Raw genomic sequence first — 18,629 nt, 5'->3', positions numbered from 1 at the left:
GTGGCGCTGCGCTTACCGATCCCTACGGGATCGAGTAGGCCGGGTAAAGCGGAGCCGCCACCCGGCTTTTTTACATCACGACGCCAACGACAGCTCACGCTTCCCCGCATGCTGCAGCAACCACTGCGCCACACGCGACTGCTGTTCGGCATTCAGCCACATACCCTCTTTGGTACGACGCCAGATGGCATCATCCAGACGGCGAACCCACTCATGTTCCACCAGATAGCGCAGTTCGGCTTCGTACAGCTCGTGGCCAAAATGTTCGCCCAGGTCGGCAATCTCTTTCGCGTCGCCCAGGATCAATTCCGTGTTGCTGCCGTAGGTACGGGCATAGTGACGTGCCATGCCTTCCGTGATGAACGGATAGCGACGACGCAGCTTCGCGGCGTAATCATCGCGGTTGTCGCCGATATCACCGCCAGGCAGTACCGCGCCTTTGGTCCATGCCGGGCCAATGCCTTTGTAGTACGGCGCCAGTTTTTCCAGCGCGTGCTCGGCCAGCTTACGGTAGGTGGTGAGCTTGCCGCCAAACACGGAGAGCAGCGGTGCCTGACCGTCCACGTCGTGAATATCGAGCGTATAGTCACGGGTAATCGCCTGCGGTGAGTCAGATTCGTCATCGCACAGCGGACGCACGCCGGAGTAAGTCCAGACCACGTCATCACGGGACAGCTGTTTCTTGAAGTGCGCGTTATACACCTTCAGCAGGTAGTTCACTTCGCTCTCGTCGATCTCGACGTTTTTCGGATCGCCTTTGTACTCCACGTCGGTGGTGCCGATGATGGAGAATTCGTCCATCCACGGGATCACAAACACAATGCGCTTGTCTTCGTTCTGCAGAATGTAGGCCTGCTTCTGGGTGTGCACGCGTGGTACCACAATGTGGCTGCCTTTGATCAGGCGGATACCGTACGGAGATGGCAGATGCATCCCCTCGTCGAAGAACTGTTTCACCCATGGGCCGGTGGCGTTCACCAGACCGCGCGCTTTCCAGCTGAACTTCTCGCCGGTATCTACGTCTTCCGCTTCGACGAGCCACAGGCCGTTTTCACGGCGCGCAGCGGTGGCGCGGGTGCGGGTTTTCACTTCGCCGCCTTTCTTCTCAACCATCTGTGCGTTAGCCAGCACCAGACGCGCATCGTCCACCCAGCAGTCGGAATATTCGAAACCGCGCACGATTTCAGGCTTAAGGACCGATTCTGAGCCAAAACGCAAACCGTTTGAACCCGGCAGGCTGGTGCGTTTACCCAGATGATCGTACATAAACAGACCGATTCGAATCATCCACGCCGGACGCAGATGCGGGCGATGGGGCAGGCGGAAGCGCATCGGGATGGCCAGGTGCGGTGCCATCTTCAGCAGCACTTCACGTTCGGCCAGCGCTTCACTGACCAGACGGAATTCATAGTGTTCCAGGTAGCGCAGGCCACCGTGAATCAGTTTGGAGCTGGCGGACGACGTCGCGCAGGCGAGGTCGTTAGCTTCCAGCATCAGTACGGATAATCCGCGTCCTGCGGCGTCTGCCGCAATACCGGCACCGTTGATGCCACCGCCTATCACAATCAGATCTTTGGTTTCCATAACACCCTCACGCACTTTCGTTAAAGCTCAGAAATGTTCGATATCGCTCATAATAGCAAAGGAACGCGCTTTTGGTAACATCAAAAAAACAATTTAGAGTGATATGGATAACATAATGGCGTTTACCCGCCGCCAGGACGTACACTACGGGGTAAAATAGTGCGACTAACTTTTCTCCGTCACCCCTCACCCTAACCCTCTCCCCGGAGGGGCGAGGGAATGGTTTGCTCCCTCTCCCTTTCAGGGAGAGGGCTGGGGTGAGGGTCAGCAAGCCGCATAAAATCTGAATAATCGAAAGAGAACACCATGGATCAGTTTGAATGTATTAACGTAGAAGAAGCCCACCAGAAGATGCACCAGGGAACGGCGGTGCTGGTGGATATCCGCGATCCGCAGAGTTTTGCGATGGGCCACACCCCGGGTGCGTTCCACCTCACCAACGATACGCTGGGCGCGTTTATGCGCGATAACGACTTCGATACGCCGGTGATGGTGATGTGCTATCACGGCAACAGCAGCAAAGGTGCGGCGCAATACCTTATTCAGCAGGGCTATGATGCGGTCTACAGCGTCGATGGCGGTTTCGATGCATGGCATCGTCATTTCCCGGCAGAAGTGGAATACGCTTTTGAGCGCTGATCCCGCTATACTGTCCCCTTTTGTGTGGAAATAAGCGACCGCCGCCCATGTTGATGATCACCTCTTTTACCAATCCGCGCGTCGCCCAGGCGTTTGTCGACTATATGGCAACCCAGGGCATCATCCTGACCGTTCAGCAGCACACGAAAACCGATGTCTGGCTGGCGGATGAAAGCCAGGCCGATCGCGTGAATGCGGAACTGGCCCGCTTTCTTGAGAATCCCGGGGACCCTCGCTATCTGGCCGCGAGCTGGCAGTCGGGGCAGACGGGGAGCGGACTGCACTATCGGCGCTTCCCCTTCCTTGCCACCATTCGCGAGCGCGCAGGTCCGTTTACGCTGCTGCTGATGGCGGCCTGCATTATCGTCTTCATCATTATGAACGTGGTGGGTGACCAGAGCGTGATGATCGCGCTTGCGTGGCCGTACGACCCGTCTCTCGATTTTGACGTCTGGCGCTATTTCACCCACGCGCTGATGCACTTCTCGGTGATGCATATTCTCTTTAACCTGCTGTGGTGGTGGTATCTCGGTGGCGCGGTGGAGAAGCGTCTGGGCAGCGGCAAGCTGATTGTTATCACCCTTATCAGCGCCCTGCTGAGCGGCTATGTGCAGCATAAATTCAGCGGCCCGTGGTTCGGTGGTTTATCCGGCGTGGTGTATGCCCTGATGGGCTATGTCTGGCTCAGGGGGGAGCGCGACCCCGAAAGTGGCATCTATCTGCAGCGCGGATTGATAACCTTTGCGTTAATATGGCTAATTGCCGGATGGTTTGATCTGTTTGGTATGTCTATCGCCAATGGTGCGCACGTCACCGGGCTGGCCGTCGGGCTGGCAATGGCGTTTGCCGACACGCTCCATGCGCGAAAACGAACATAATTCCCAGGGATATTTCATGAAACAAACACAACGTCATGACGCCATTATCGAACTGGTAAAAAAACAGGGATACGTCAGCACCGAAGAGCTGGTGGAACAGTTTGCCGTCAGCCCACAAACCATCCGCCGCGACCTGAACGATCTTGCCGATCAAAACCGTATTTTGCGCCATCACGGCGGGGCGGCGCTGCCGTCCAGTTCGGTTAACACCTCGTGGCATGACCGCAAAGCCACGCAGACGGCAGAGAAAGAGCGCATTGCCCGTAAAGTGGCGAGCCAAATCCCCAACGGGGCGACGCTGTTTATTGATATCGGCACCACGCCTGAAGCGGTCGCCCATGCGCTGCTGGATCACGAAAACCTGCGCATCGTGACCAACAACCTGAACGTGGCCAATACCCTGATGCAGAAAGATGATTTCCGCATCATCCTCGCCGGGGGCGAACTGCGCAGCCGCGACGGCGGCATCATTGGTGAAGCGACGCTCGATTTTATCTCTCAGTTCCGTCTCGACTTCGGCATTCTGGGGATCAGCGGCATCGACAGCGACGGCTCACTGCTGGAATTTGATTATCACGAGGTGCGCACCAAGCGCGCGATCATTGAAAACTCACGTCACGTGATGCTGGTGGTGGACCACTCCAAATTTGGCCGTAACGCGATGGTCAACATGGGCAGCATCAGCATGGTAAATGCGGTTTATACCGATGTGATGCCACCGGCGGGCGTGATGCAGGTGATTAAAGATAATAATTTGCAGCTGGAACTGTGCTAACGGTTGTGTCGGGTGGCGCTGCGCTTACCCGACCTACAAATTGTTCTCCCTCTCCCCGTGGGAGAGGGCCGGGGTGAGGGCATCAGCCCGCACAAACCTACACCCCGTACCCCATCATCTTCAACAGCTGCTGCGCATGCTGCACCGCATCCTGACGGTGCGCCACGCCCAGCTTCTGATACAGATTGCGGATATGCGTTTTGATGGTGGTTGCCGCCACCGCCAGCTCACCGGCAATCTGCTCATTGCTGTAGCCTGAATAGATAAGCCCCAGCACCTGCCATTCGCGCTGCGTCAGCGGGCTGGTGCGAATAAGTTCAGGCACTTCCGGATGGTTCAGCAGGCGTTCAACGAAGTTCTCGTCGAAGTGGGCGAACTTGTGGCGATGGTGCTGGTTAATCTCGCGCAGGATACGCTGGGCACGGTGCTGATCCAGCTCCGGCAGCGTGTTGAGCTGAATAAGCTGACGCAGCTGTTGAGCCATCACTTCACCCTCAATCACAAAGTGACTGATAAACCCGGTACGGTTCGCCAGCTGCAACGCCTCCAGCAGCACGCGCTGGGCATCATTTTTACGCCCGGCCTGCCAGTAGAGCTGGTTAAGCAGCAGCAGGTTACGGTTGAGATCGCTCATCAGACGCAGGCTGCGGGCGTTCTCGTTCAGCTCTTCCAGCACAATCTCAGCCGGCTCAAACTCACCGAGCAGGATCTGCGCGCGGGCAATGTTTCGCCACTGACTTTGCAGGAAGTGGTTATTTGCAAATTCAGGTTTTGGCGTCTGGCGCAGCCAGTTGGCGGCGGATTTCTTATCACCCGTCATCTGCCAGTAAATCACCCGCACCTTATCGGCGTTCGAAACCCAGTCGCTGTGATACTGACCATTGCCGAGCAGGTTCTCCAGACGGTTCAGGTGGTTGCGGGCATTATCCAGATCCCCGCGCGCCAGCGAGCATTGCACCAGCAGGGCCAGGCACTGCAGTTGCTGCTGCGGCTGGAAGCCGGAAAGCACCTCTACGCCCTGGCGGGCACAGCTCTCTGCTTCATCCAGGCGCGACCACGCCCACAGAAGCTGGGCGCGAATACGCAACAGGAACTCGTGCATTGGCAGCTGTTCAAGATGCTGTTCGCGAATAAGCTGGAACGCCTTTTCCTGATTCTCCCAGGCCGCCTGCAGGAACCCCTGAGCAAATAAAATTTCGCTTTGCTGGATCAGGCTCCACAGCGCGTAATGCCAGACATCATGACGGCGGGCCATCTGTTCGGTTTGTTGCATCAGCGACAGGGAGCGCGTCAGCTCACCCTTGCAGTGCAGTACCTCGCCGTGTACCGACGTCGCCACAATGCGGCTGTAGAAATTGGCCAGCGGCAGCTCATCCAGCGCGACCATTGCCAGCCGCTCTGCTTCTTCCGGATCGCCATCGTTGATTGCTACCTGGGCCCGCAAGGCGTTAAATTCGCCGTGCAGGGTGGTATCCATATCGCTTTCCATCTCCTGCTCGGCACGCGCCAGCAGGGTATTCACTTCGCTGTAGCGGTGCTGGCTCTGCATCAGCCAGGCCTGCAGCAGCACCAGACGCGGGTTCTCCAGCAGGCTCTCCCACGGCAACGCTTTCAGCGACTCTTCCAGCAGCGTCAGTTCGCTGTGGTTAAACAACCCCCACGCGTGGTTGAGGAGGATATCGCGCAGCATGCCGGCATCACCGGCGGCGAGCGCATGATGGATAGCCTCGCTCGGGAAGCCTTGCGCCATCCAGCTCTCAGCGGCAGCCCGGTGGATGTCCGGCAATTCAGTCGCCAGCTCCCACTGGCAACGCTGGCGCAGGAAACTGCCAAACAGCGGGTGATAGCTGAACCATTCGCCGGGATCGTCCATCCGCGTCAGGAACAGCCCCTGGCGTTCAATCTCTTCAAGCTGCAGCTGACCGTTTTCGCAGCCGGTCACGCGCACAATCAACGCATCGTTCATGGAACGCAGCAGGGAGCTCTTCAGCAGGAAATGACGGGTCGAAGGATCGACGCTGTTCAGCACCTCATCCACCAGGTAATCGGAAAGATGGCTGGCGTTGATCCCCGCCAGGCGACGCGCGGACTGATGCGTCGGGCTGTTATTTTGCCGGGCGGAGAGGGCAATCAGCTGCAGCGCTGTCGCCCAACCGGCGACATCGTCGCACAGGCGGCTGCTTTCAGCGGCCTCAATCGGTGAGTTCAGGCGGCAGTCAAAGAACTGTTTGGCTTCCTGATGGGTAAAGGCCAGCTGTTGGCTACCCACTTCCAACAGTTGATCGCGCACGCGCAGGTTGGCAATGCCCAGCTGCGGCAGGTTACGCGACAGCACCACCAGGGTCAGGTTTTCCGGCTGATGGCGCAGGAAGAAGCGCATGGACTCATGGATCACCGGGTTAGTGATCAGATGATAATCATCAATGACCACGTAAAGCGGGCGATGCCACTCGGCCAGTTCAATAAACAGCTGAGAGAAAAGGGAGGACAGGCTGGCGTACTGGCGCTTTTGCACCATCACTTCGCTGGCCACGCAGTGCCCGTTGGTGGCCTGCTGAATGGCGGCAATCAGATAGCTGGCAAAACGTTCTTGCTGGTTATCGCCCTCATCAAGGGAGTACCAGCCAAGATCGCTTTTACCTGCGGCCCATTGCGAAATGAGCGTTGTTTTTCCATAACCTGCAGGGCTCGTAACCAGCGCCAGTCGGAAATTATGCGCGCCGGAAAGTTTAGCCAACAGACGCTCGCGGACCACTGTATGGTCAAGACGAACCGGGCGACTTAATTTAGACGGAATCAACATAGGTTTCACTTCACTGTGGGGAACGAGAGAATTTATTTTTTTTGCGCTTCGTAATTAATAGATATAAGGTCGGCCAGAAAGAGAACTATTGCAAGTTATGTCTGGTTTTGGTGGCTCTGAATTTGCACTCTGTCACAAAACATTCAGACAGATGATGGAACTTTCTGGAAAGGGCTGTGATGCCGCGTCAATGCTGGCTTGTATGGCTGTGCTGCGGCTGCGCTGAAACTGGTTTCAGAAAGGTATAGTGACGTCAAATTTAATAAACGCGGGGTAAAGTTTAGTGAAATTAATAATCTTCTTCGTTCTGACCCGGTTGCAGAAATATTATTCTACGTAAGTAATCATTTCAGCGCGTTTTAATTTCACCCGAAACTGCATTTCATTTTCCTGACACGCTTCCCGGTTATCTTTTTATCTTCCTGACACACTCCGACTATGCTCTCAGAGTGGCCTCGATCACACTTTTATGCTCATCCCCGCTACTCCTCCCTGCCTAATCCCCTGCGGGAGGAGGAAGAGGAGAAATGAGCCAGGCACACTAGCGCCAACTTGTGTTTTCTTTCTAAAGGATGCCGATCCCCTATGTCACAGCCTACCTTCAACAAAGCTCAATTCCAGGCTGCCCTGACGCGTCAGTGGCAGCGTTTTGGCCTTCATGCTGCAAACGAGATGACGCCTCACCAGTGGTGGCAGGCGGTGAGCGGTGCGCTCGCAGAGCAGCTGGATGCTCAACCTCTGGCAAAACCGGTAAAAGGTCAGCGCCACGTCAACTATATCTCGATGGAATTCCTGATCGGTCGTCTGACCGGCAACAACCTGCTGAACCTCGGCTGGTATCAGGAGGTTGGGGATGTGCTGAAAGAACACGACATTAACCTGACCGACCTGCTGGAAGAAGAGATTGACCCGGCGCTGGGCAACGGTGGTCTGGGACGTCTGGCGGCCTGTTTCCTCGATTCGATGGCAACGGTTGGGCAGTCGGCCATTGGTTACGGCCTGAACTATCAATACGGTCTGTTCCGTCAGTCATTTGCAGACGGGCATCAGATGGAAGCGCCGGACGACTGGCACCGTAACACCTACCCGTGGTTCCGCCACAACGCGCAGCTGGATGTGCAGGTGAACATTGGCGGCAAAGTATCAAAACAGGGTCTCTGGGAACCGGCATTTACGTTTATCGGCGAAGCCTGGGACCTGCCGGTGCTGGGTTACCGTAACGGCGTGGCGCAACCGCTGCGTCTGTGGCAGGCGAAGCATGCGCATCCGTTTAACCTGACCAAATTCAATGACGGCGATTTCCTGCGTGCTGAACAGCAGGGCATCGACGCCGAGAAGCTGACCAAAGTGCTCTACCCGAACGACAACCATCTGGCGGGCAAGAAACTGCGTCTGATGCAGCAGTACTTCCAGTGCGCCTGCTCCGTGGCGGATATTCTGCGTCGTCACCACCTGGCGGGCCGCAAGCTGGCACAGCTGCCTGACTTTGAAGTGATTCAACTTAACGACACGCACCCGACCATCGCTATTCCTGAACTGCTGCGTGTGCTGATCGACGAGCACCAGCTGAGCTGGGATGATGCCTGGGCGATCACCAGCCGCACCTTTGCTTACACCAACCACACCCTGATGCCAGAAGCGCTGGAGTGCTGGGACGAGAAGCTGGTGAAAACGCTGCTGCCGCGCCATATGCAGATCATCAACAAGATCAATGACCAGTTTAAAACGCTGGTGGATAAAACCTGGCCGGGCAACAAAGCGGTCTGGGCGAAGCTGGCCGTGGTGCATGACAAACAGGTGCGCATGGCAAATATGTGCGTGGTGAGCGGCTTTGCGGTGAACGGTGTGGCGGCGCTGCACTCGGATCTGGTGGTGAAAGACCTGTTCCCGGAATATCACCAGCTGTGGCCGACCAAATTCCATAACGTGACCAACGGCATCACGCCGCGTCGCTGGATCAAACAGTGCAACCCGCTGCTGGCCGGTCTGCTGGACAAAACGCTGAAGAAAGAGTGGGCCAACGATCTGGACCAGCTGATCAACCTGGAAAAATACGCGGACGACGCGAAGTTCCGCGAACAATACCGCGCCATCAAGCGGGATAACAAAGTGCGTCTGGCGGCGTTTGTGAAAGCGCGTACCGGGATCGAGATTAACCCGAACGCCATTTTCGACATCCAGATTAAGCGTCTGCACGAATATAAACGTCAGCACCTGAACCTGCTGCATATCCTCGCGCTGTACAAAGAGATCCGCGAGAACCCGCACGCTGACCGCGTGCCGCGCGTGTTCCTGTTCGGCGCGAAGGCGGCACCAGGCTACTACCTGGCGAAAAACATTATCCTCGCCATCAATAAAGTGGCGGCGGCTATCAACAACGATCCGAAAGTGGGCGACAAGCTGAAAGTGGTGTTCCTGCCGGACTACTGCGTCTCTGCCGCAGAGATGCTAATCCCGGCGGCGGATATCTCCGAGCAGATCTCGACCGCGGGTAAAGAAGCGTCCGGTACCGGCAACATGAAGCTGGCGCTGAACGGTGCACTGACTGTTGGTACGCTCGACGGTGCGAACGTAGAGATTGCCGAGAAGGTTGGAGAAGAGAACATCTTTATCTTTGGTCATACGGTTGAAGAAGTGAAAGCCCTCAAGGCCAAAGGCTACGATCCGGTGAAATGGCGTAAGAAGGACAAAGTGCTGGATGCGGTGCTGAAAGAGCTGGAAAGCGGTAAATACAGCGATGGCGATAAGCATGCGTTTGACCAGATGCTGCACAGCATGGGCAAACACGGCGGCGACCCGTATCTGGTGATGGCAGACTTCACGGCCTACCTGGAAGCGCAAAAACAGGTCGACGTGTTGTACCGTGACCAGGAAGCGTGGACCCGGGCGTGCATTCTGAACACCGCCCGCTGCGGAATGTTCAGCTCTGACCGTTCAATCCGTGATTATCAGACTCGTATCTGGCAGGCAAAACGCTAAGGAAGCGCGATGGAGAGTAAACGTCTGGACAGTGCCGCGCAGGCGGCGGGGATCAGCCTCAGTTACATTAATGCTCACGGCAAACCACAGTCTATTGGCGCCGACACCAAAAGACGTTTGCTGGATGCCATGCACAAAACCGACGCGAAAGCGTCGGCCACGCCGGTACCGAACGTTAAAGTCTTCACCGCGGGCAAAAAGATGTCGCTGGCGGTGGAAGGACGCGGCGAGTTTACCTGGCTGCTGACCACCGAAGAGGGACATCAGCACAAAGGCCACGCCACCGGCGGCAAAGCACTCACCCTTCCGGCGAAGCTACCGGAGGGTTACCACACCCTAACGCTCACCCAGGACGAGCTGCGCTTTCACTGCCGGTTGATCGTGGCGCCAAAACGTTGTTATGAGCCGCAGGCGTTGCTCGAAGGCAAAAAGCTGTGGGGGGCCTGCGTGCAACTCTACACCCTGCGCTCTGACAGCAACTGGGGCATCGGCGATTTTGGTGACCTGAAAAAGATGCTGGCATCGGTGGGGGAGCGCGGCGGCGCGTTTATCGGCCTCAACCCGATCCACGCCCTCTATCCGGCTAACCCGGAGAGTGCCAGCCCGTACAGCCCGTCGTCCCGTCGCTGGCTGAACGTGATTTACATCGACGTGAATGCGTTAGACGATTTCAAAAACAGCCCGGAAGCGCAGGCGTGGTGGGCACTTAGCACCACTCAGCAGGCGCTGAAGCAGGCGCGCGAAGCAGACTGGGTGGACTATTCCACCGTGACGGCGCTGAAGATGGCTGCCCTGCGTCTGGCGTGGAAAGGCTTTTCTCAGCGTGATGACGAGGAGATGGCCGCCTTCCGTCAGTTTGTGGCGCAGGAGGGCGAGAGCCTCTACTGGCAGGCGGCGTTCGATGCGCTGCATGCGTATCAGGTGAAAGAGGACGAAATGCGCTGGGGCTGGCCGGTCTGGCCGGAGGCGTATCAATCCGTCGACACGCCTGAAGTCAAAGCGTTCTGTAAAAAATACGCCGATGAAGTGGACTTCTACCTGTGGCTGCAGTGGCTGGCGTACAGCCAGTTTGCCGACTGCTGGCAGGTGAGCCAGGGCTATAAGATGCCGATCGGTCTGTATCGCGACCTGGCCGTTGGCGTGGCAGAAGGCGGGGCGGAAACCTGGTGTGACCGTGAGCTGTACTGCCTGAAGGCCTCCGTAGGCGCACCACCGGATATTCTGGGCCCGCTCGGCCAGAACTGGGGCCTGCCGCCGATGGATCCGCACGTGATGGCGGCGCGTGCCTACGAGCCGTTTATCGACCTGCTGCGCGCCAACATGCAGAACTGCGGCGCGCTGCGTATCGACCACGTGATGTCCGTGCTGCGCCTGTGGTGGATCCCCTACGGTGAGACGGCCGATCACGGGGCGTATGTTCAGTATCCGGTTGACGATCTGCTGTCGATCCTGGCGCTGGAAAGCAAGCGCCATCAGTGTATGGTGATCGGCGAAGATCTCGGTACCGTGCCGGTAGAAATCGTCAGTAAGCTTCGCGACAGCGGCGTTTACTCCTATAAAGTGCTCTATTTTGAAAACGACCATGAGAAAACCTTCCGCGCGCCGCAAGCGTACCCTGAACAGTCAATGGCAGTCGCGACGACGCATGACCTTCCTACGCTTCGTGGCTATTGGGAAAGCGGCGATCTGACGCTCGGTAAAACCCTGGGTCTCTATCCGGATGAAGATGTCCTTCGCGGCCTGTATCAGGATCGCGAGCTGGCGAAGCAGGGTCTGCTGGATGCACTGCATAAGCACGGCTGTCTGCCGAAACGCGCCGGGCATAAAGCGTCGCTGATGTCGATGACGCCGACGCTCAACCGCGGATTGCAGCGCTACATTGCCGACAGCAACAGCGCCCTGCTGGGCCTGCAGCCGGAAGACTGGATTGATATGGCGGAGCCGGTGAACATCCCGGGCACCAGCTATCAGTACAAGAACTGGCGCCGCAAGTTATCCACCACGCTTGAGACGATGTTTGCTGATGACGGGGTGAACAGGCTGATTAAGGATTTGGATAAGCGGCGAAAAGCAGTCGCGAAGAAGTGATAAAAAAACCCGCCAGTGGCGGGTTTTTTATTGCCCTGTGGCGCTACGCTTACCGGGCCTACATGGAGCGAGTAGGTCGGGTAAGGCGAAGCCGCCACCCGACTTATGGCATCAGACCACCATATTCAACAGCAGCACCCCGACCAGACCGCACACCGAAATAATGGTTTCCAGCGCGGACCAGGACTTGATGGTTTCACCGATAGTCAGGTTGAAGTACTCCTTGAACAGCCAGAAGCCCGGATCGTTCACGTGTGAGAAAATCACGCTACCGGAACCGACGGCAATAACCATCAGCTCAGGGCTGACGCCCGTGGTGGCAATCAGCGGCGCAACGATACCGCCCGCGGTGATTGCCGCAACGGTTGCAGAACCCAGCGCGATACGCAGAACTGCGGCGATAGACCAGGCCATCAGAAGCGGCGACACGTTGGTTTCATGCATCATGGCCGCGATGTATTTATCCACACCGCTATCGACCAGAACCTGCTTGAACGCACCGCCACCGCCGATGATCAACAGCATCATGGCAATGATTTTGATGGAAGAGGTCAGCGTGTCGTTGATCTGATCCATGGAACGACCGCGGTTCAGGCCGAAGGTGAACATCGCGATCAACACCGCAATCAGCGTGGCCATCACCGGGTCGCCGAGGAACTCAGCAACGGACAGGAACGCGTGACCTTTCGGCAGAACCATCTCAGCCACGGCGCGCATCGCCATCAGGATCACCGGGACCAGAGAGGTCCAGACGCTGACGCCAAAGCCAGGCATTTCTTCTTCGGTGAAGGTTTTCGCGCTGTACAGACCTTCCGGAATCGGCTTATCAATGCCTTTCAGGAAGCGGGCATAAACAGGGCCTGCCAGAATCACGGTTGGGATGGCCAGAATCGTACCGAACAGCAGGGTTTTACCCATATCGGCGTGGAAAATGGTGGCGATAGCGGTTGGGCCCGGGTGCGGTGGCAGGAAGCCGTGCGTCACGGACAGCGCTGCTGCCATTGGCACACCGACATACAGCAGCGGAATGCTCGCCGCCGCCGCAATGGTGAAGACCAGCGGCAGCATCAGCACGAAGCCCACTTCATAGAACAGTGCGAAACCGACGGTAAAACCGGTTAACACAACTGCCCACTGGATGTTCTTCTTACCAAATTTGTCGATAAGCGTGGTGGCAATACGCTGTGCACCACCGCAGTCCGCCAGCATTTTGCCGAGCATGGCGCCAAAGCCCATGATCAACGCCAGGCTGCCGAGCGTACCGCCGACACCCGCTTTAATGGAGCTAATAACTTTGACCAGCGGCATCCCTTGCATCAGACCGACTGCAAGTGCCACCAGAACCAGAGCGATAAACCCGTTCATTTTGAAACGGATCATCAAGAGCAGTAATAACACAACACCGATAGCAACGATGACTAATGGCATGATTTACCTGGCCTTTGAATTGTTATGGGTAACGTCATTGTTTCAACGACACGTTCCGGTTGTCCCAACTGGGAACAGAGTGGTTAACGGCACTAATACTGATACCTTGGAAACTATTTAGTTTAGTCGGCTGTTATGAGTGTGTTTAGTGCCCATGAGAATGATACGGGTAACATGACGTGATTGAGAATCACCCTGGAGGGCAAAATTTAAATTATGAGACGCAGGTCAACATATGGAGGTAAACGCAAAACGGTAACCGCAAGGTTACCGTTTTTAATGTTTTCACCCTCTCCCGTGGGAGAGGGCGGGGTGAGGGCATCAGACCGCACTATTTTTGTAGGCCCGGTAAGCGCAGCGCCACCGGGCAATACAGACGGGCAATGAATCAGTAGTAAGAGTGCTCGCCGCGCTGGTGTTCGGTCAGGTCACGCACGCCTTTCAGTTCCGGGAACTCGTTCAGCAGTTGCTTCTCGATCCCTTCTTTCAGGGTCACATCGACCATGGAACAACCGTTACAGCCGCCGCCAAACTGCAGAATTGCGTAGCCTTCGTCGGTGATTTCCATCAGGGAAACGCGACCACCGTGGCCGGCCAGTTGCGGGTTGATCTGGGATTGCAGCAGATACTCTACGCGCTCCATCAGCGGGGCATCGTCAGATACTTTACGCATTTTGGCGTTTGGCGCTTTCAGCGTCAGCTGCGAGCCCAGCTGGTCGGTGACGAAGTCGATCTCCGCATCTTCAAGATACGGCGCGCTCAGCTCATCAACATATGCCGTGAGCTGGTCAAATTTAAGGGCAGTGTCAGTTGCTTCCACCGCGTCTGGCGGACAATAGGAGACACCACATTCTGCATTCGGAGTGCCTGGATTGATCACAAACACGCGGATCTGCGTCCCTTCTTCCTGATTTGCCAGCAGTTTGGCAAAGTGCGCTTGTGCAGAATCGGAAATACGGATCATAGCTTTGGCCTAATAGTTGACTAAATTACCTGGGTATAATCATACGCCCATTGGAGAAGGGCTACAAGGTACGGCACAGACACCATACCTGAACCGACGCGGCGCCGCTTTGCAAAAGCAGTCGGGAAAGTTCAGCAACGGTACTGCCTGTGGTGACGACATCATCCACAATCGCGATATGGAGCCCTTTGACGGCGAATTCAAGGCGAAAGGCGTTTTTGAGGTTCCTTTTGCGCAGCCGGGCGCTCAGCTGATGCTGAATGGCGGTGGCATGGCGGCGCGTCAGCGCAGCGGCTGGGTACTGACAGCCGAGCCACCGGGCGAGCGGGCGACAGAGCAGGTCGCTCTGGTTGTAGCCGCGTCGCCAGTAACGGCGCCGGTATAAGGGCACATTCAGCACCATATCCACTTTCGGCAGCGCGCGCGTGCGCCGTGCCTGCAACACCGCTAGCAATAACAGGCGGGCGAGAGGGCGAGCCAGCGCAATCTGGCCGGAAAACTTCAGCGCGTGGATAAGCCTGCTTAACGGTGGAACGTAATCATCGACCGCCACCAGGGCGCTCCACGGTGGTGGCTTTTTCAGGCAGCGACCGCAGGGAAACTGTGGACTGTACGCCGGTAAACCGCACTGCGGGCAGGTCGTGATGCGGCTTGCCAGCGAACGCGTGCAGACGGAACAGACTCCCCACGCGCTCAGCGCAAGTGGCATTCGACATAGCCAGCACAAGCCGGGCACTGTTAGCATAGACAACCTCCATGTAAAAAAAGAGAACAGTAACTGATGAAGACGCTGTGGTGGCAGACCGTAGGGACGGGAAATCGCCATCTTGTGCTGCTGCACGGATGGGGATTGAATGCGGAAGTATGGCATTGCGTAAATGAGGAACTTGCCTCGCATTTCACGCTGCATCTGGTGGATTTACCCGGTTTTGGCCGCAGCCGCGGCTATGGGGCGATGTCGCTTGAAGAGATGGCGCAGCAGGTTCTGGCCGCCGCACCGCAACAGGCCATCTGGCTCGGCTGGAGTCTGGGCGGGCTGGTGGCAAGTGAGATTGCATTAACGAACCCTGAACGCGTGCAGGCGCTGGTAACGGTGGCCTCGTCGCCGAACTTCAGTGCGCAGGAGGAGTGGCCGGGTATTAAGCCGGACGTACTGAGCAACTTCCAGCGGCAGTTGAGCGAAGATTACCAGCGAACGGTAGAACGCTTCCTGGCCCTGCAGACGATGGGGACAGAGAGCGCCCGTAAGGATGCCCGTCTGCTGAAGCAGACCGTGCTGTCGCTGCCGATGCCGGATGTGGAGGTGCTGAACGGGGGACTCGAATTACTGAAAACGGTCGACCTGCGTGAGCCGCTGACCGCGCTGGCGGTGCCGCACCTGCGCATTTATGGTTATCTGGATGGGCTGGTTCCACGTAAAGTGGTACCACTGCTGGATGAACTGTGGCCAGCGAGTCAATCGCTGACAATCGCCAAAGCGGCCCATGCGCCGTTTATCTCGCATCCTGCCGAGTTTTGTTCAGCGTTGATCGCCTTCAGTCACGAAGTGCCCACCACTCCCTAAGACAGGCTTTCCCTTCCGGGCAATGTTTACAACTGCCGGACAGACAACCGTCCGGCTCTTCCTGAATACGTATGGCTTTCCCCATCGCTTCCAGTCTTTCCAGCATGGCATCGATCATCGGCTGCGGCGTATGCAGGCTGAGGCTTAGCTGTTTTGCCTCCATACGCCCCTGCAACGCCAGTAAATCACGAACCTGAATCAACGATGCCATGGCTCCACCTAATGACAGTCGCCCGCCGGGCTGTTGCAGCAGGTCGCGGCGGTTTTACGGTTTGCCAGCAGGTTGATATCGACGCAGCTGCGTGCCCGGCGTAGCAGACCGAGAACGAGCACGTTAAACAGCACAACCGCCAGGATGCAGACCAGGCTGTAGCGCGGATGCTGGCTGAAGTTAACGGTCTGGTAAAAGAGCGTCGCCAGCGAGTAGGCGATGTTTAAGCCCCACAGGATGGAGAACCCCATCCAGCCGCGGCTGGACTCACGGGCTATCGCCCCCATCACCGAGATGCACGGAATATAGAGCAGGACAAAGATGAGGTAGCTGTAGGCCGCTGACGCGCTGCCAAATTTCTCGCTCATCACGCCCATGGCACCGGTGGCCATTTCGCCGTCGCCTTTGCTGGCTTCAATCGGGTTCGCCAGTACGCTCAGGCTGAAGGTGTCTTTCAGGCTCTGCCAGGTCTCTTCCACCGCGCCGAGCAGTTCATCACCGAGGTGGAACGCTGCCGGGTTAAACTCTTCTTCCTGGATATTCTCAGCGGTGTAAAGCGTGTTCAGGGTGCCGACCACCACCTCTTTTGCCATCGCGCCGGTGAACAGGCCAACGGTCGCCTGCCAGTTGTCTTCATGCACGCCAATCGGTTTAAACACCGGGGTAATGACGCGGCTCACGGAGGCGAGGGCGGAGTCGTTGATGTTATCCGCCGCCTGCCCGCTCAGGGTGAAACTGTTCAGCGCGCTCAGGAAGATGCTGACGATAACAATCACTTTACCGGCGCGCAGCACAAAACCTTTCAGGCGCTGCCAGGTCTGGATCGCCAGGCTTTTCAGATGCGGTACGTGATACACCGGCAGTTCCATCACAAACGGCGACGCTTCCCCGCGCATGATGGTGTGTTTAAGCATGAGCCCGGTCAGGATCGCCATCACGATGCCCAGCACATACAGCGAGAAGACCGCCAGCGCCCCTTCCTGCCCAAAGAAGGCCGCGGCGAAGACCGCAAAGATAGCCAGTCGCGCCCCGCAGGACATAAATGGCGCCATCATGATGGTCATCAGACGTTCGCGGGGGGCATCAAGCGTGCGCGCACCCATTACCGACGGCACGTTACAGCCGAAGCCGACAATCAGCGGGACGAAGGATTTACCCGGCAGACCCAGGGCCTGCATCAGACGATCCATCACGAAAGCCGCACGCGCCATGTAACCGGAGTCCTCAAGGAACGAGAGGAACAGGTACATCATGCCGATTTGCGGTACCAGCGGCAGAACGGTGTTGATACCACCACCGATCCCCTGGGCGAGGAAAATGGTCAGCCATTCCGGGAAGTGCAGGGTGTAGCCCAGCCACTGAATACCGTGGACAAATATCGCCACAGAACCAGCATCGAAAATAGGCTGTAGCGCGCCACCGATGTTAATGGCGAGCAGGAACATCAGGTACATGACTAGTAAAAAGATTGGCAAACCGAGGAAGCGGTTAAGCACAATCTTGTCCACGGCGGCCGTAAAGCGGCTTGGCTCAGCCGTCAGGGCATTGCTGACCACGTCGCAAATGGCGGCGATGGCCTGATAGCGCGCGTCGGCGATGTGCAGGGCCGGGTCATCGAGCTCATCGCTCAGACGCGCCAGCGCCACGTCCAGTTTGTCTGCAGCATGGCCCGCATAGGCGCGGCTGTAGATATCGCCTTCCAGCATCTGCAGGCCGAGCCACAGGCGCTGTCTGGCGGGCATGCTGTTGTCCATCTCCTGCGCCAGCAGACCGGCTTCGCGCAGAAGCGGTTGCGCATAGTGCACCAGCTCAACGTCGGCGTTGCCCGCGTGGCGGTCAATGGCCAACTTCAGTGCGTCAATTCCGCGGGCACGGGTAGAAACCAGCGGAACGACCGGGCAGCCCAGACGCGCGGAGAGGGCGTCGACGTCGATACGCAGCTTTTGTTTCTCTGCGATGTCGAGCATGTTGAGCGCCACAATGCAGGGGATCCCCAGCTCAAGCAACTGCAGCGTCAGATAGAGGTTACGCTCCAGGTTAGATGCATCGACCACGTTGATTAACAGGTCCGCATCGCCACTCAGAATATAGTGACAGGCAATCTGCTCATCGAGCGAGGTTTGTGACGAAATGGTGGTTAAGGAGTAGGTGCCGGGCAGATCCACCAGGGTGACCTGATTGTCTGTCGTGGTGAACTGGCCTTCTTTACGTTCAACCGTTACGCCCGCCCAGTTACCCACACGCTGGCGTGCACCGGTGAGCTGGTTAAATAACGTTGTCTTGCCGGAATTAGGATTGCCAATTAAGCCAATAGTTAATTTTTTCATTGTTTTCGACTCACTGAAACCGCTGGCTTGTTATTGGGATAAGGCTTCGACTTCAATTAATGCGAGGTCTTTTTTACGCAGTACCAGATTCACGCGCCGGGTTTCAATATGAACGGGATCACCTAACGGGGCCACGCGCACCACCTGGAATGACGAGCCGGGGAGCATGCCCAGCGACAGCAGCTTTTGCCGATAGGCCGGGCTAATTTCGCGGGTAAAACCGGTAATTTTCCATGCACTGTCTGGAGTGAATTGCATAATGCCTGATTCCACGGAAGGTTAAATTATCTACTATGGGATGATAATGAGAATAGTTTTTATCAGCAATATGAAAACTGTGACGGAATGTTGTTAAGCGTATTAATTTACGGCCTGTTTGACCTTGCTCA

General features: G+C 56.9%; 14 protein-coding genes. 6 read left to right on the top strand and 8 right to left on the bottom strand.

Annotated elements, in window-relative coordinates; all coding sequences use genetic code 11:
• Positions 1-75: 75 nt before the first annotated feature.
• The gene (gene glpD / locus AC2FAK_RS18170) at positions 76-1,584 is read right to left on the bottom strand and encodes a glycerol-3-phosphate dehydrogenase (RefSeq protein ID WP_095455464.1); all 1,509 of its coding nucleotides are present in this window, start codon (positions 1,582-1,584) and stop codon (positions 76-78) included.
• A 306-nt stretch (positions 1,585-1,890) separates the two neighbouring features.
• Here glpD and glpE point away from each other — a divergent pair, with 306 nt between their 5' ends.
• The 3 genes from glpE to AC2FAK_RS18155 are packed head-to-tail and all read left to right on the top strand — an operon-like array spanning position 1,891 to position 3,876.
• Entirely contained in the window at positions 1,891-2,223 is a 333-nt protein-coding gene (gene glpE / locus AC2FAK_RS18165; protein WP_014833569.1) for a thiosulfate sulfurtransferase GlpE, read from the top strand.
• 47 nt (positions 2,224-2,270) lie between these two features.
• Entirely contained in the window at positions 2,271-3,101 is an 831-nt protein-coding gene (gene glpG / locus AC2FAK_RS18160; RefSeq protein ID WP_013099104.1) for a rhomboid family intramembrane serine protease GlpG, read from the top strand.
• Between the two features lie 16 nt (positions 3,102-3,117).
• A complete protein-coding gene (locus AC2FAK_RS18155; RefSeq protein ID WP_057072379.1) occupies positions 3,118-3,876 on the top strand; it encodes a DeoR/GlpR family transcriptional regulator in 759 nt (252 codons plus the stop codon).
• A gap of 97 nt (positions 3,877-3,973) precedes the next feature.
• Here AC2FAK_RS18155 and malT read toward each other — a convergent pair whose 3' ends face one another.
• A complete protein-coding gene (gene malT / locus AC2FAK_RS18150; protein ID WP_038420753.1) occupies positions 3,974-6,679 on the bottom strand; it encodes an HTH-type transcriptional regulator MalT in 2,706 nt (901 codons plus the stop codon).
• A gap of 585 nt (positions 6,680-7,264) precedes the next feature.
• Here malT and malP point away from each other — a divergent pair.
• Both malP and malQ read left to right on the top strand, forming a co-directional pair.
• Positions 7,265-9,658 (top strand): maltodextrin phosphorylase, encoded by a 2,394-nt coding sequence (gene malP / locus AC2FAK_RS18145; RefSeq protein WP_095455465.1) that lies wholly within the window; start codon positions 7,265-7,267, stop codon positions 9,656-9,658.
• Between the two features lie 9 nt (positions 9,659-9,667).
• On the top strand, positions 9,668-11,746 hold the full coding sequence (gene malQ / locus AC2FAK_RS18140; RefSeq protein ID WP_023619865.1) for a 4-alpha-glucanotransferase: 2,079 nt from the start codon (positions 9,668-9,670) through the stop codon (positions 11,744-11,746).
• 111 nt (positions 11,747-11,857) lie between these two features.
• Here the strand turns inward: malQ and gntT are convergent, their stop codons facing one another.
• The 3 genes from gntT to gntX form a co-directional block, all read right to left on the bottom strand.
• Positions 11,858-13,174 (bottom strand): gluconate transporter, encoded by a 1,317-nt coding sequence (gene gntT, locus AC2FAK_RS18135; RefSeq protein ID WP_013099097.1) that lies wholly within the window; start codon positions 13,172-13,174, stop codon positions 11,858-11,860.
• Between the two features lie 388 nt (positions 13,175-13,562).
• Complete coding sequence (gene nfuA / locus AC2FAK_RS18130; protein ID WP_013099096.1) at positions 13,563-14,138, bottom strand: Fe-S biogenesis protein NfuA; 576 nt, start codon at positions 14,136-14,138, stop codon at positions 13,563-13,565.
• Between the two features lie 61 nt (positions 14,139-14,199).
• Positions 14,200-14,883 carry a DNA utilization protein GntX gene (gene gntX / locus AC2FAK_RS18125; RefSeq protein WP_095455466.1) on the bottom strand — a complete coding sequence of 228 codons (684 nt, stop codon included), beginning with the start codon at positions 14,881-14,883 and terminating at the stop codon, positions 14,200-14,202.
• Between the two features lie 36 nt (positions 14,884-14,919).
• Here gntX and bioH point away from each other — a divergent pair, with 36 nt between their 5' ends.
• Positions 14,920-15,702: a pimeloyl-ACP methyl ester esterase BioH gene (gene bioH, locus AC2FAK_RS18120; protein ID WP_095455467.1), complete on the top strand. Its 783-nt coding sequence runs from the start codon at positions 14,920-14,922 to the stop codon at positions 15,700-15,702.
• On the opposite strand, the gene feoC is transcribed toward bioH, so the two are convergent.
• From feoC to feoA, 3 genes are read right to left on the bottom strand one after another with little or no spacing between them, the layout of a single operon-like run.
• Complete coding sequence (gene feoC, locus AC2FAK_RS18115) at positions 15,674-15,913, bottom strand: [Fe-S]-dependent transcriptional repressor FeoC (protein ID WP_013099093.1); 240 nt, start codon at positions 15,911-15,913, stop codon at positions 15,674-15,676. The genes bioH and feoC overlap by 29 nt on opposite strands.
• A gap of 8 nt (positions 15,914-15,921) precedes the next feature.
• Positions 15,922-18,240 (bottom strand): Fe(2+) transporter permease subunit FeoB, encoded by a 2,319-nt coding sequence (gene feoB, locus AC2FAK_RS18110; protein WP_095455468.1) that lies wholly within the window; start codon positions 18,238-18,240, stop codon positions 15,922-15,924.
• A 30-nt stretch (positions 18,241-18,270) separates the two neighbouring features.
• Positions 18,271-18,498, bottom strand: coding sequence for a ferrous iron transporter A (gene feoA, locus AC2FAK_RS18105; RefSeq protein WP_010436417.1), 228 nt, complete (start codon positions 18,496-18,498; stop codon positions 18,271-18,273).
• Between the last annotated feature and the right edge of the window lie 131 nt (positions 18,499-18,629).

The sequence above is a fragment of the Enterobacter cloacae complex sp. 394F7 genome, from assembly GCF_057320385.1.
This window is presented reverse-complemented; position numbering and strand designations above follow the sequence as displayed.

Bases quoted from the DNA above. Each gene is read 5' to 3' on its own strand.
- feoB (WP_095455468.1), bottom strand. From the start codon at position 18,240: ATGAAAAAATTAACTATTGGCTTAATTGGCAATCCTAATTCCGGCAAG.
- gntX (WP_095455466.1), bottom strand. From the start codon at position 14,883: ATGCTAACAGTGCCCGGCTTGTGCTGGCTATGTCGAATGCCACTTGCG.
- glpG (WP_013099104.1), top strand. From the start codon at position 2,271: ATGTTGATGATCACCTCTTTTACCAATCCGCGCGTCGCCCAGGCGTTT.
- glpD (WP_095455464.1), bottom strand. From the start codon at position 1,584: ATGGAAACCAAAGATCTGATTGTGATAGGCGGTGGCATCAACGGTGCC.
- malQ (WP_023619865.1), top strand. From the start codon at position 9,668: ATGGAGAGTAAACGTCTGGACAGTGCCGCGCAGGCGGCGGGGATCAGC.
- bioH (WP_095455467.1), top strand. From the start codon at position 14,920: ATGAAGACGCTGTGGTGGCAGACCGTAGGGACGGGAAATCGCCATCTT.
- malT (WP_038420753.1), bottom strand. From the start codon at position 6,679: ATGTTGATTCCGTCTAAATTAAGTCGCCCGGTTCGTCTTGACCATACA.
- feoA (WP_010436417.1), bottom strand. From the start codon at position 18,498: ATGCAATTCACTCCAGACAGTGCATGGAAAATTACCGGTTTTACCCGC.
- gntT (WP_013099097.1), bottom strand. From the start codon at position 13,174: ATGCCATTAGTCATCGTTGCTATCGGTGTTGTGTTATTACTGCTCTTG.
- malP (WP_095455465.1), top strand. From the start codon at position 7,265: ATGTCACAGCCTACCTTCAACAAAGCTCAATTCCAGGCTGCCCTGACG.
- AC2FAK_RS18155 (WP_057072379.1), top strand. From the start codon at position 3,118: ATGAAACAAACACAACGTCATGACGCCATTATCGAACTGGTAAAAAAA.
- glpE (WP_014833569.1), top strand. From the start codon at position 1,891: ATGGATCAGTTTGAATGTATTAACGTAGAAGAAGCCCACCAGAAGATG.
- nfuA (WP_013099096.1), bottom strand. From the start codon at position 14,138: ATGATCCGTATTTCCGATTCTGCACAAGCGCACTTTGCCAAACTGCTG.
- feoC (WP_013099093.1), bottom strand. From the start codon at position 15,913: ATGGCATCGTTGATTCAGGTTCGTGATTTACTGGCGTTGCAGGGGCGT.